Genomic DNA, 13,835 nt, shown 5'->3' with positions numbered 1-13,835 from the left:
GATGATTGCGGATAATCAGATTTCATTAATTAACCACCAACCAAAAAAGAGCCCCGGTCAAATTGATCGGGGCTTGTTGTTTTTAGATGGCAGGTTGAAAATACCGATTTAGAATTGATTGGTGAACTTTACCAAACATCTCATAGCACCAGTTCTTAAATTCCTCGACTTCAGTTGGTAAAATAAGTCGAAGGCCCTTTCGCAGTTCCCTTTCAAACAAATAGGTTGAGAAGCTGACTTTTTGCAAAATGGTCTTCACATATTCTATCATAGTTTAAAGAGTTTAGGGTTTATTAACTGATTTTAAGTATCCATACGAAGGCTTTTCCTTCATTGTTACGTAAAATTAGGGTTCCAAAAATGGAATTATCCTTAATTTCGCAACTATGTCTAAAACGCTCATCATTTCCTTTTTGGTATTTTGCTGTACCTTTTTCTCTCAAAACCTCCTTGCGCAGGAAGTAGAGGTGGAATTAGGCCCAAACCAGATAGGACTGAATGAAACTTTCACCATTAAAATAAACGTAGCCAACGAAAAAATCAAGTCCTACGATCAATTCCCTGAAATTCCGGGCTTCCAAAAACAAGGAATTTCGCAATCATCCTCCATGAATGTGATCAACGGGCAGGTGACTAGTTCCAATAGTATTATTCAGTATTATAAGCCTTCCAGAAAAGGTGAGTTTACTCTTCCCTCTTTCTCTATAACAATCAACGGAAAAGAGTTTGATTTCGCGGGCAAAACTATCTCCGTAACGGATCCTGTAAGTGCCCAAAACCTAGGAGGCAACAATTACGACCCCTTTGCAGAGTTTTTTGGAAGAAATTCCGAAGAACCTGAATATATAGAGCTAGACGACGAGGCTTTTTTCTCTGTAACTGTAGATAAGGAGGAAATATATGCAGGTGAGGGCTTTTCTCTTACACTTGCATTTTACATGTCTGAAAATAATCAAGCTCCATTTAATTTTTATAAGCCAGGAGAGCAATTGGATGGAGTTTTGAAAAAAATCAAACCTTCCAATGCATGGGAGGAAAACTACAATATTTCCAATATCGAACCAGAGCAAATCACTATCAACAATAAGCGTTGGGTGAGGTACAAGGTTTATGAGGCAACTTTCTTCCCTTTCTCCGAAGGAAAAATTCAGATTCCGAGTATCCCTTGGGAAATGATTAAATATAGAGTCGCAAAGAACCCTACTTTTTTTGGAGCAAATAGACAGGAAGACTTCAAGACCTTTTATTCTGCTCCAAAAACTATCACAGTGAAACCTTTGCCTCCACATCCTTTAAGAAACGAGGTGGCAGTTGGTCAATATCAATTACGGGAAAACATCACTGAGTTGGAAGTAGAAACCGGAGAAGGCTTCAATTACAATTTTGGAATCAGCGGCGTAGGAAACATTAACGCAATTTCAGAGCCTCGAAGAATCTCAGGAGGTAATCTCAATACCTACGACCCGAATGTGAGACAACAAATCAACCGGGGATATGGAAGAGTTTCGGGTATCAAAGAGTTTACCTATTATATCACCATCAATGAAGCTTCTGAGGTAGATCTAGCCAAGCATTTTGAATGGATCTATTTTGATCCTGCAAGAGCAGTATATGATACGCTCAGACCTTCAGCAAAGATTAAAGTGGTGGGAGAGAGCAAAGTAAACCAAGCCATCTCCAGTCAAAGACTGGGAGGAATTTATGATAGAATTGGGAGTGAAGACAACCAATTTTTAAACGAGCGATATAAATACTATTTTACGACCGCAATCAACCTGCTCTTATTGGCTTCAGTGGTCTTTTTGGCGGTTATAATTATTCGAAAGAAGTAATGGGGAATTCATTTGGAAAGCTCTTCAAAATCACCACATTCGGTGAATCCCATGGAGTAGCTTTAGGAGTAACGATAGAAGGTTGTCCTGCAGGCTTAAAAATCGATGAAGATTTCATTCGGGCTGAAATGCAACGAAGAAAACCGGGCCAATCAAAAATTACCACACAAAGAAAAGAAGAAGACGAGATAGAAATCCTTTCCGGAATTTTTGAAGGACAAACTACCGGAACTCCGATTGGAATTGTCATCCGTAATGCCGACCAAAAGAGTAAGGACTATTCTCATATCTCAGATAAATTTCGCCCTTCCCACGCAGATTATACCTATTTTGAAAAATACGGGCTTCGGGATTACCGGGGTGGAGGCCGTAGTTCGGCAAGAGAAACCGCAGCTCGAGTTGCTGGTGGAGCCATAGCCAAACAGCTATTAGCTACAAAAGGAATTTCTGTTCAAGCCTTTGTATCTCAGGTTGGAGATCTTGCTTTGAAGAAACCTTATCAAGAATTGGATCTTCACAAAGCTGAGGAAAATATTGTGAGATGTCCAGACCCTGAAACTGCTGATCAAATGATCGAATTGATCGATTCAGTTAGGAAGGACCGTGATACTATTGGCGGTATTGTCAGCTGTGTGATTAAAAATACTCCAGCTGGATTGGGAGAACCAGTATTTGATCGCTTACATGCAGAGCTCGGAAAAGCTATGCTTAGCATCAATGCTGTGAAAGGATTTGAGTTTGGCTCCGGTTTCGAAGGGGTAAAAATGAGAGGCTCCCAGCACAATGATGCCATTGTAAAAGAAGGCGATCAAATCAAAACCTTAACCAACCACTCAGGCGGAATTCAAGGCGGAATTTCAAACGGAGAGGACATCTATTTTAAAGTGGCCTTCAAACCCGTGGCCACTATTATGCAAGATCAGGACTCTATCAATGAGGCTGGTGAAAAAGTAACCGTTTCAGGAAAAGGACGCCATGATCCTTGTGTAGTGCCTAGAGCCGTACCAATCGTGGAAGCAATGGCCGCTTTGGTCATAGCTGATTACCTTTTATTGTCAAAAACCAATAAACTTCGAGATCTTTAAACCCAGCCTCATGAGGAAGAAAATACCTTTACATACAAAAATTATTATTGGTTTGGTTTTAGGCTTGGTTTTCGGTCTAGTGGTGATCAAAACTAACCTGCCTAATTCTTTCACCATTGATTATATCAAACCAATAGGTACTATTTTCATCAATGCGCTCAAAATGATCGCGGTGCCTCTTGTTTTGGCCTCTTTGATTGTAGGCGTTTCCAACTTAGGTGACATCTCCAAACTCAGCAGAATTGGCGGAAAAACCATAGGAACATATTTGGTCACAACCGTGATCGCTATCAGTATTGGTTTGATTTTGGTAAACATTTTCAAACCGGGAAAAAGTCTTCCGGTAGAGACTAGAGAAAGCTTGATGCAGCTTTACGAAGGAGACGCGGGCTCCAAAGTGGGAGTTGCGGCAGAATTACAGCAACAAAGTCCTTTGCAGCCTTTGGTTGATATTGTACCACAAAACTTTTTCCTGGCAACTACCGACAATGGAGCTATGCTTCAGGTAGTTTTTTTCGCAATTATTGTAGGGATAGCCTTGCTTCAAATTCCTAAGGAAAAGGGAAATCCTGTCATCGCCTTCTTCGACGGCTTTAATGATGTCATTATCCAAATCGTGAACTATATCATGATGATTGCACCTTATGGTGTTTTTGCATTGATGGCATCCCTAATTGTAGAAATCGCCGGAGATAATCCGGATTCAGCAATAGAATTACTTTTGGCTTTATTGAAATATAGTCTTGTGGTCGTCGGAGGTTTGCTCATGATGATCATGGTGATTTATCCTTTGATCTTGATGGCCTTTACCAAGGTCAAATATTTGGACTTCTTCAAAGCTATTAGACCTGCTCAATTATTGGCTTTTTCTACAAGCTCCAGTTCTGCTACCCTTCCGGTGACTATGAAGCAGGTTGAGGAAGAAATCGGAGTTTCTGAGGAAGTATCCAGCTTTGTTCTACCTCTAGGCGCTACAGTAAATATGGACGGAACCAGCCTTTACCAAGGGGTTGCGGCAGTATTTATCGCCCAGGCTTTAGGGATGGATTTATCTTTGACTCAACAGCTGATGATTGTATTGACAGCAACCTTAGCTTCCATTGGTTCGGCAGGTGTACCTGGTGCTGGTTTGATTATGTTGATCATCGTATTGGAATCTATCGGTGTTCCGGCTGCAGGTATCGCCTTGATCATCGCTCCGGATAGAATTTTGGACATGTTCCGAACCGTGGTCAATGTTACCGGAGATGCTACCGTCTGTACCATTGTGGCAAGTACCGAAGGTGAATTGCCAGATGGATTGATAAGAAAAAGTAATCCTTTGACTCCTAACGAATAAAGGTTTTGAGAGTACAAACGAAAGGCCAGAGCAGATAAGCTTTGGCCTTTTGTCTTTTCTGAGAAAATCCGACGTTTTCAGGAACTTATGCCTTATTTTTGCGCTTGAAAAATCAAAAATTACCCTATGCGCCAATCCTGGTGGAAAATCCTGGCCATTGCCCTGCTCATTTATACCTTAACGGCAGGTTTATTGATGGACGTTCCAAGACTTCCAATTCTGAATGAAACTATCCGTGCATTGCATTTTCATGTCACGATGTGGTTTGGGATGATTCTTATGTTGATGGTATCTGTGTATTACAGTATCAAATACCTACGGAGCAATGATTTGAATCACGATGACATGGCGATTGAATTCACCAATGCAGCGATTCTTTTCGGAGTACTTGGAATTGTTACGGGTATGCTTTGGGCAAAATTTACATGGGGAGATTACTGGAGCGGTGATCCCAAGCAAAACGCCTCTGCAATAGGCCTTTTGATGTATTTTGCCTATTTAATTCTGAGAAACTCTCTGACTGATATGCAGCAAAGAGCAAGAATAGGTGCCATTTACAACATCTTTGCTTTTGCAGCATTTATTCCACTCATCTTTGTACTGCCAAGATTAACTGATAGCCTGCATCCTGGAAACGGTGGAAATCCTGGCTTTAATGCCTATGACCTTGACTCTAAATTGAGGATGGTTTTCTATCCGGCCATTATCGGTTGGACGCTTTTGGGTGCTTGGATAGCAACAGTCCGCGTGAGAATGCGTAGAGTGGAAAGAACTTTGGAAGATAAAATGATTAATTCCTGATAGATGAAAAAATTACTAACAATATTCTTCTTGGTTTTGAGCCTATCCGTCATGGCTCAGGAAAAAATCCCTGTGACAGAATCGGATTATTCCAATAATTCCGTGGAAATGGCTGATCAGCTTAGAGCTGATGGAAAAATCTACGTGCTGGTTGGGATAATTGGGATCATTTTCGCAGGAATTACTGTTTATCTAATCAGTACGGAAAGAAAGATCAGTAAACTGGAAAAAAGCGTTTCCACCAAATAAGTCAAATTATGAAAAAAGGACATATCATCGGAATCGGCATCATCGCTATAGCCATTGTGATTATCATGACTTCAATAGGAGATGCGAGCAGCTATGAAACTTTCAATACTGCTTTGGAAATGAAGCAGGATGGAAATGATAAAGCTATCCACGTAGTTGGCCAATTGAAAAAGAACCCATCTGGTGAGGTGGAGGGACTTCAAGTGAGAGATGACAAAACATCCTTTACCTTTATTTTGGTGGATAATGATGGAACAGAACAGGAAGTGTTCTACAACGAGCCAGTGCCTGCTGATTTTACAAGATCAGAATCAGTAGTAGTGATTGGCTCTTACAAGAATGACCAGATATTTATCGCAGACAAAATCCTGATGAAGTGTCCTTCCAAATATCAGGAAACAGAAGTGCAGGCGGCGGGAATGTGAGGCAGAAAGCAATAGATCCAAAAATTCATGATTAACACCTTTATCGGCAACTTAGGCCATTTGATGACTATCGTGGCCTTTGTTAGTTCATTGGTTACGGCATTTGCCTATTACAAGTATTTTTCAGCAAATGAGATTGAAAAAGCTAGTTGGCAAAAATTCAGTCGAATCAGCTTTTATGTACATGCTGTAGCCAGTGTCTTGGTTGCATTTTCACTTTTTGAAATAATCTACAATCATAGATTCGAATATTTCTACGCCTATTCACACTCCAGCAAAGCGCTTCCTGTTCACTATATGATTTCCAGTTTTTGGGAAGGTCAAGAGGGTGCTTTTATCCTTTGGATTTTCTGGAATGTAGTTCTTGGGCTATTCTTGATTCATACCAACAAGAAATGGGAAGCTCCTGTAATGATTGTGTTCTCTCTGGTTCAGGCCTTCTTAGTATCCATGATTTTGGGAGTTGTAATCGGAGATTTAAAACTGGGAAGCTCTCCTTTTATATTGCTGAGAGACGCCACGCAGGCACCCATATTTGAGATGAATCCGGACTTTATACCGGAAGATGGTACTGGGCTTAATCCTTTATTGCAAAATATTTGGATGGTCATTCACCCTCCAACACTCTTTTTGGGCTATGCTTCCACTTTAGTTCCATTTGCATTTCTGATTGGAGGATTGGTAACCAAAAGATATTCTGAATGGATCCGTCCAGCTCTACCTTGGGCAATTTTCTCTGCCATGGTCTTGGGAATGGGAATCATCATGGGAGCCTATTGGGCCTATGTAACATTGAATTTTGGCGGATATTGGAATTGGGATCCTGTTGAAAATGCAGTATATGTACCTTGGTTGATTTTAGTGGCCTCTATACACACAATGATCACTTTTAAGAAAAGTGCGACCGCTTTGAAGACTTCCATAGTCTTGGTCATTCTTTCCTTTATTTTGGTTCTGTATGCCACCTTCCTTGTAAGGTCAGGCGTCTTAGGAGATGCGTCTGTTCACTCCTTTACTGACTTGGGACTTTCTGGTCAGCTATTGATCTATCTGCTATTCTTCTTATTCATTTCAGTATTCCTGACCATTCGGGCTTGGAAGCATATTCCTACCTCTGAAAAGGAAGCATCCGTATACTCCCGTGAATTTTGGGTTTTTATTGGAGCCACTACCTTAGGTTTGATGGGCTTTCAGGTGATCCTTCCTACATCCATTCCTGCATGGAACGCCTTGGTGGAAAGCTTTGGGGGGATTTCCAATATGGCGCCCCCAGCAGATCAGGTAGAATTTTACACTAAATTCCAGCTATGGTTTGGAGTGGCTATCGCATTGCTCACGGCAGTTGGCCAGTTTTTCTGGTGGCAAAAAATGGATAAAAAAGCGTTGAAAGACGCTCTTTTGACACCTTATATAATTTCGGTAGTCATAGCTGCATTGGTAATCGTACTGGCCAAAGTCTATGATTGGAAATATATGGTAATTGTAGTGGCTGGAACATTTACTGTTGTAGCCAATGCGGTGATTTTATTCAAAATTTTGAAAAAATCAACCTTCAAATTGGCAGGTGGATCTCTGGCACACATTGGCTTGGGTATGATCTTGATTGGTATCATGTTCAGCTCAGGTTACTCAGATACCATCTCCATCAATATGTCTGGGCTTACTTATAGCAATAGCTGGGAAGATGAATTGAATAAAGAGCACGTGTTGCTTTGGATCAACAAACCGACCCAGATGAAAGACTACACAGTAATCTACCGGGGACGTCAGAAAAAAGTGGTGGGTATTCCAGAATATGTGCCTGCAAAGATTCTAGAATCAACCGGGAATGTGAATGAAGCTATTGCCCTGGAAGATTATAAAGATTTCATCAAGAAAGGCGATAAAGTAAATCTGGTTTTGGAAGAAAATGACTACTTCAAGATAGACTACTATCAAAATGAAGTTTTAAAATTCTCCTTAAGCCCCATGTCCCAATTCAATCAAAACATGGGAGGTTTGATTTCTTCTCCAGACTCTAAAATTTACTTTGATCGTGACTTGTATACCTACGTGGCTGCAATGAATGACTACGAAGATCCGGAGTGGAAAGATGATCAGTTTCATGAAGTTTCTCCAGGTGAACAGTTCCACATTGCGGATTATGTGACCTATTTCGACGGAGCAGAGGTATTAAATCAAATCGAAGGATACGCGCTTCAAGAAGGTGATGTAGCCGTGAAAGCCAAGCTTCGGGTTTTGGATTATGATGTGGAGAAAAAACTGGAACCAACTTTTATCATCCGAAACAATCAAGTTGGAAAGCTTCCGGTGGTGGACAATGAATTAGGTATCAAAGTGACTTTGGATAATATTCTCCCAGAACAAAATAAATTTGTTTTCAAGGTCAATCAATATCAAAAAGACTATGTGGTCATGAAGGCAATTGTAAAGCCTTACATCAATGTACTTTGGATTGGCTCCATTATCATGCTGATCGGATTCACCGTCGCCATATTTAGACGATTCGACGAGTTCAAAAAAATGCGAGATAAGGGAATGGAATAAAAGCCATTACCACACATACAAAAAGAGGCTGTCTCAAAAGTAGATAGTTTAATAGGCTAGCTGATTTCTCGGCTAGCCTTTCTTGTTTAACTCAAAATAGGTATTTTGAGGTGTGCAAAAACAAGACACGAATATAGTCTTTAAAGACTATTCTCCCAACCAGCTGATGCTTCTTCCTCCGAGTTTGGAAGAATTAATTCCAGCCCATCATCCAGCCCGAACCGTTAATTCGGTGATGGATCAGATCGATCTTTCCTCGGTGTATGCCTATTATTGGCAAAACGGTGCCAGCAGCTACCATCCCCGGATGCTGCTGAAGATTTTGGTTTATGGCTATCTTGAAAATTGCTTTTCGTCCCGTAAGCTGGAGAAGGCTACCCGGGAAAACATCGTGTACATGTGGCTTTCGGGGATGCAGCGTCCCGACCACCACACGATCAACCGCTTTCGTTCCGAACGGCTCAAGCCGGTGATCGGCGATATATTCTCCAAAGTGGTACTGCTGCTTCATCAAGAAGGCCTTCTGGATATCAAGGAGGTCTATACCGACGGTACCAAGATAGAGGCCAATGCCAACCGTTACACGTTTGTCTGGGGTAAGGCGATCAAAAAGAACAAGGAGCGGATCAGCAAACAGCTCCAGGAACTCTGGGAATACGCAGGTTCGGTAGCCGCCCGGGAGCTGGGAGCCGAAGAGCCCGACTTTATCAACCCCAGTCCGGAGAAAGTGTCTCAGACCGTGGACAAGATCAACCGGGCCCTGCAGGACAAGCCTGTGGACAAAAAGTGAAGCAGAAACTAAACTACGCCAAAAAGCACTGGCCGGCCAAACTGGAAGAATATGACCAAAAAGAACAGATCCTGGCAGGACGCAACAGCTACTCCAAAACCGATCCCGATGCCACCTTCATGCGGATGAAGGAAGACCACATGAAAAACGGACAGCTCAAGCCCGCCTACAACCTTCAGCTCAGTACCCACGGACAGTTTGTGGTCAACTACTCCCTGCATCCCAATCCCACCGATACGCTGACCCTCAAACCTCATCTGGAAAAATACTGTCAGCTCTACGGTTTCTATCCTCCAGCTACACAGCCGATGCGGGATACGGCAGTGAGGAAAACTACTGCTTCCTGGAGGAAAACCAGATCGAAGCCTTCGTCAAGTACAACTATTTCCACAAAGAACTTCAACAGGAATCCAAAGCAAAGAAAGTCTACGGACTACTCGACAACCTCCATTACGACCCGCAAAACGACCGCTACATCTGCCCCATGGGACAGCCCATGGAAAAGAGCGGGAAAAGCATTAAAACATCAACCGGATTCGTTCAACACTATCGCCACTATCAGGCTAAAAACTGTTCCGGCTGTCCACTCTCCGCAGCTTGCCATCCCGGGGAGGGAAACAAAGTCATCAAGGTCAACACAAGACTCCAGCAACAGAAAGCCAAAGCAAAGGAACGGCTAACCTCAGAGCGAGGTATTCAGAAAAGAAAGCAACGGGCCATCGATGTCGAACCGGTCTTCGGACACTTCAAATACAACAAGGGCAGAAGCCGTTTCATGCTCCGCGGTAGCGCAAAAGTGGCCGTTGAAACAGGCCTTCTGGCCATTGCCCACAACCTGGCCAAAAAGGCGGGATGAACAGCCTTAAATGTCCATTTTTTCATCCCAAAACAAAGACAAAAGCAAGTGGAGCACAGTATCCATCCATGACCCTAAAAAACAACTCATGTGAACCCCGGTCAAAAAAATAGAGGCCGAAAATCAAAAATCGGCCTCTATTGCGCAAAATCGAATATCTCTAAATGTGAAAACTATTTATGAGACAGCCTCTTTTTTATTTTATCAGAGGCATAAAATGAGCTATATTCATCTTCTCGATAAACCTTTTTAAAAACCATTTAGCTAACGGAAGCCATCTATGAAAATCAGCAAGAAGGACTTTGACCAGATGAAGAAAAAATATGACGATGAAATCCGAAAGGGCGGAAAAGGTCAGGGTCCAAGTAGAAATGTAGATAATCAAACCAATTGGATCTTTTTTGACAGAAAGACGATTGAAGAGCTCTTACAAAAAACAGATCCTGACAAAGGCGGTATCAGAATTTATTTTACAGAATACACTGAGGAAACAGCCCAACAACTTTATCCCGACAATCCGGATGATTATATCGGGAGGCTAAACCTTGTCATCTCTCCTGCAAACGCTGAGGGCACAATGCTGACTCATGCTGGCGTGGAAGAGGAATACTATAATAAGGGGGCTAGTTGCCCTCCCACTTGTGAATAATTCTGGATGTGATACAGGCACTTTGGGAAAGAATTCTCTCCAATTACTATCTGGTATCTACCGTCATTCTTGGACTGACCGGAGTCATCCTTTTTATCTTTCTTCCAAGACAGAAAAAAGCGAAACCACAATTCTATCTGCCATTTCTTATTTTAGTTTTAGTGGTTTTTTATGAAATCTTAGCTGTCAATATGATAGTCAATAAGCCTTTAAATGAAAGGATTCACTATCTATTGACATCTGATCCGTATAAGGGGTGGAACTCTTGGGTATTCAATATTTTCAATTACCTGCTTTCAAAAATTTTATTTTTACTACTAATCCGGGTAAACCTTAAAAATCCAACCAGAAGAAAAATAGTGCACTTCTTAATTGGAATCCTAATCCTGGGAGGTATTGTTTTAACAATTTCAGGAATCGAAAAAATTCACGAACCTCAACCGATCTTTTATTTTATCAGTAACATTACTCTCATAATAGCCAGCGGATTCTTTTTCATGGATTTAATATCAGAAGACTATTTTTTGTCTCTTAATCCAGTACAGTTCCTTCCTTTTTGGTACATCTCTTTGATCTTATTTCAATCAGTTTTAACATTATTGGCAGACGTGGCATTTGAATATTTAGCTTTTAATCGGGTAGATATTTATTTTCTGTTTAATTACACATCTATGATTTTGTACTTTTTACTATCGATAGTCTTCAATACCCTCTTTTATTTAGGTAGAAACAATTTTCTAAAAAACTCGGAAATCTGATGGGCGGAGAAGACAGTCAAATCTTATTTATACTATTCTCAGGAGTATTTCTGGCTGCTGTGATGGCCACTTTTGTTGTTGCGATGGTAATTTTACACAGGCAGCGGCAAGTTCAGAATAAGCAAAAGGTAGAGCAGCTCCAGGTTGAATTTGAAAAAACGATGTTGAACATTGAAAACGAGATTCAACAAGAAACCCTGAACCATATCGGCAGGGAATTACATGACAACATCGGTCAATTGCTTTCACTCTCTAAGCTTTATTTGGGTTCATCAAAACCCGAAAGACAGGCTGAGGGGAAGGAATTGATTTCAAAAACTATCAATGAGGTCAGAAGCCTTTCTAAATCTTTGAATTTGGACTGGGTTGAAAATTTAAATTTGGAGGAGTTTATTCAAGAGCAATTAGATAAAATTGAGGCATCGGGATATTGCAAGACTGAATTTGTTGCAAATCATCTCCACTGGGAACCTAGCAAAGAGCAAAAAATGATCTTGATCCGGGTGATTCAGGAATGCCTCAACAATGCTATCAAACACGCTTCACCTGAAACTATTACCATAACTCTTGACTCTTCAGGAACCGAAAAATTCATCCAGATCAAAGATGATGGGAAAGGCTTTGATTCAAGTATTGCTTCCACCGGCAGTGGAATGACCAATCTAAAAAAGCGAATGGAAACTATAGGAGGAAAATTCCATCTTCAGTCTATCCCAGGAAAAGGCACCGAAATAAAACTCCTTTTGCCAGTTTAATATTTTAGGTTTAACTTCGATTTCACCCTGACTACCATGATTCGTATAGCTATTGCAGACGACCATACCTTATTTGCCAAAGGAATTGAAGGCCTTCTTGAGGAACACGAAGACCTAGAAGTACTTGGACTTTTTAGCAATGGAAAAGAACTGGTGGACTTTTTGGAAACTAGCAAAGTCGACGTAGTACTTACCGATCTCAACATGCCCATTTTGAATGGTTTTGGGGTGTTATCATCAGTAAAAGAAGGTAATTCTCAAACCAAGGTAATTGTACTTTCCATGTACGATGAGGAGAAAATCTATAAAGAATCCATAGATAAAGGGGCTGACGGATTTGTTTTGAAAGATGCTGACCCAGATGAACTGGTCTTTACAATCCGAGAAGTCCATGAAGGGCGGCATGTATTAAATTTTGATCGAGTAATCGAGCAGGCGCGCCCCAATGCATTTTTTGACTCCTTTAGAGATAAATACCGCTTGTCCAGAAGGGAAATTGAAATAATTAAATTAATCAAAGAGGGTCTGACCAATAAGGATATTGCTGAAGAATTAGGCCTAAGTCAAAGCACGGTAGAGACGCATCGAAAAAACATCCACAATAAACTCGGGGTAAGCTCGAGAGTAGAACTGGTCAATAAAGCCCACGAAATGAACCTGTGATGAAATTATTCTCCCCAATACGTACTGCAATTGTAGGATTCGGCTCTGTTGCTGAAAAAATGCATGCCCCACTCATTGATGTATGCCCAGATTTAGATTTAGTAGCTGTGGTGGAGAGAAATTTCAACCGCTGTGAGCAAAAATATCCTAAAGTTCAAACTTACAGGAGCCTGGAATCATTGCTGGAACAGGATGGAGCAGACCTAATTGTTATCACCACTCCCAATGAGTTTCACTTTCCCATGGCCAAAATGGCCTTAAATGCCGGAAAACATGTAGTGGTTGATAAGCCTGTAACGATCTATTCCCATGAGGCGGAAGAACTTCAGCAACTTGCAAAAGATAATAATCTAATCTGCTCAGTATTTCATAACCGTAGGTTTGATGGAGATTTCCTGACGCTTCAAGAAATATTGAAGCAAGATTTACTGGGTAGAATCGTGTATTTAGAGTCTCATTTTGATCGATTCAGACCCCAAGTCTCTGAAAACTGGAGGGAAAAAGAAGTTCCTGGAAATGGAATCACCTATGATTTAGGCTCGCATTTAATTGACCAAGTGGTCCTCACTTTTGGAGCGCCAAAAAGTATTTTTGCAGATATCAGAAAACAAAGAACTCACGCTGTTGCAGATGACTATTTTGATATCACACTAGACTATGGAGATAAAAAAGCCCGAGTTACTGCAGGAGTCTTAGTCAATGCGCCCACTCCCAAATTTCTTCTTTTGGGGGAAAAAGGCTCTTATCAAAAATTCGGATTGGATGTCCAAGAAGCTGCATTCAAGGCAAATATTCGCCCTGAAGGAAAAGACTGGGGGGTGGAACCAGAAGAACGCTGGGGGAACCTGTATCTTGAAAATGAGAGTAGAGCCTATTCAACTCTGAATGGGGACTATAGAATTTTTTATCAAAATGTAGCTGACGCAATTTTGAAAGAAAAAGAGCTATTAGTTCAAGTGCCTCAAACCATCAGCGTACTAAAGCTGATCGAAGCTTCCTTTATAAGTTCAAAAGAAAACAGACCTATTCATAGAGAAGAAGGACTCTGGTAATATCACTTGCACTTTTTTCAATAGTGAATTACCC

Annotated in this window: 12 protein-coding genes and 1 pseudogene; all 13 read left to right on the top strand. The window is 41.1% G+C overall.

The window, feature by feature from the left end:
- Window positions 1-386 precede the first annotated feature (386 nt).
- A complete protein-coding gene (locus GYM62_RS18330) occupies window positions 387-1,832 on the top strand; it encodes a BatD family protein (RefSeq protein WP_219957454.1) in 1,446 nt (481 codons plus the stop codon).
- Window positions 1,832-2,917 (top strand): chorismate synthase, encoded by a 1,086-nt coding sequence (gene aroC, locus GYM62_RS18325; RefSeq protein ID WP_144607575.1) that lies wholly within the window; start codon window positions 1,832-1,834, stop codon window positions 2,915-2,917. The genes GYM62_RS18330 and aroC overlap by 1 nt, the downstream gene beginning before the upstream one ends.
- Before the next feature lie 10 nt (window positions 2,918-2,927).
- On the top strand, window positions 2,928-4,256 hold the full coding sequence (locus GYM62_RS18320; RefSeq protein WP_091653150.1) for a dicarboxylate/amino acid:cation symporter: 1,329 nt from the start codon (window positions 2,928-2,930) through the stop codon (window positions 4,254-4,256).
- Between the two features lie 126 nt (window positions 4,257-4,382).
- Window positions 4,383-5,057: a cytochrome c biogenesis protein CcsA gene (gene ccsA / locus GYM62_RS18315; protein WP_091653152.1), complete on the top strand. Its 675-nt coding sequence runs from the start codon at window positions 4,383-4,385 to the stop codon at window positions 5,055-5,057.
- Between the two features lie 3 nt (window positions 5,058-5,060).
- Window positions 5,061-5,306 carry a CcmD family protein gene (locus tag GYM62_RS18310; protein WP_219957453.1) on the top strand — a complete coding sequence of 82 codons (246 nt, stop codon included), beginning with the start codon at window positions 5,061-5,063 and terminating at the stop codon, window positions 5,304-5,306.
- 8 nt (window positions 5,307-5,314) lie between these two features.
- A complete protein-coding gene (locus tag GYM62_RS18305; RefSeq protein ID WP_219957452.1) occupies window positions 5,315-5,731 on the top strand; it encodes a cytochrome c maturation protein CcmE in 417 nt (138 codons plus the stop codon).
- A 27-nt stretch (window positions 5,732-5,758) separates the two neighbouring features.
- Window positions 5,759-8,278: a cytochrome c biogenesis protein CcsA gene (ccsA, locus tag GYM62_RS18300; RefSeq protein WP_219957451.1), complete on the top strand. Its 2,520-nt coding sequence runs from the start codon at window positions 5,759-5,761 to the stop codon at window positions 8,276-8,278.
- A gap of 166 nt (window positions 8,279-8,444) precedes the next feature.
- Window positions 8,445-9,924: pseudogene (locus GYM62_RS18295) on the top strand (IS1182 family transposase).
- Between the two features lie 280 nt (window positions 9,925-10,204).
- Window positions 10,205-10,573 (top strand): hypothetical protein, encoded by a 369-nt coding sequence (locus GYM62_RS18290; protein ID WP_091653160.1) that lies wholly within the window; start codon window positions 10,205-10,207, stop codon window positions 10,571-10,573.
- A gap of 8 nt (window positions 10,574-10,581) precedes the next feature.
- Window positions 10,582-11,331 carry a hypothetical protein gene (locus GYM62_RS18285; RefSeq protein ID WP_219957450.1) on the top strand — a complete coding sequence of 250 codons (750 nt, stop codon included), beginning with the start codon at window positions 10,582-10,584 and terminating at the stop codon, window positions 11,329-11,331.
- The gene (locus GYM62_RS18280) at window positions 11,331-12,086 is read left to right on the top strand and encodes a sensor histidine kinase (RefSeq protein WP_219957449.1); all 756 of its coding nucleotides are present in this window, start codon (window positions 11,331-11,333) and stop codon (window positions 12,084-12,086) included. The genes GYM62_RS18285 and GYM62_RS18280 overlap by 1 nt, the downstream gene beginning before the upstream one ends.
- A 36-nt stretch (window positions 12,087-12,122) precedes the next feature.
- A complete protein-coding gene (locus GYM62_RS18275) occupies window positions 12,123-12,749 on the top strand; it encodes a response regulator transcription factor (protein WP_091653168.1) in 627 nt (208 codons plus the stop codon).
- Window positions 12,749-13,801: an oxidoreductase gene (locus GYM62_RS18270; RefSeq protein ID WP_219957448.1), complete on the top strand. Its 1,053-nt coding sequence runs from the start codon at window positions 12,749-12,751 to the stop codon at window positions 13,799-13,801. Before GYM62_RS18275 ends, GYM62_RS18270 begins: the two co-directional genes overlap by 1 nt.
- The last annotated feature ends 34 nt before the right edge of the window (window positions 13,802-13,835 follow it).

It is taken from the genome of Algoriphagus sp. NBT04N3 (assembly GCF_019443765.1).
Taxonomy (GTDB): Bacteria; Bacteroidota; Bacteroidia; order Cytophagales; family Cyclobacteriaceae; genus Algoriphagus; species Algoriphagus ornithinivorans.
The sequence above is the reverse complement of the archived record's forward strand: the minus strand, read 5'-3'. Positions and strand labels throughout refer to the sequence as shown.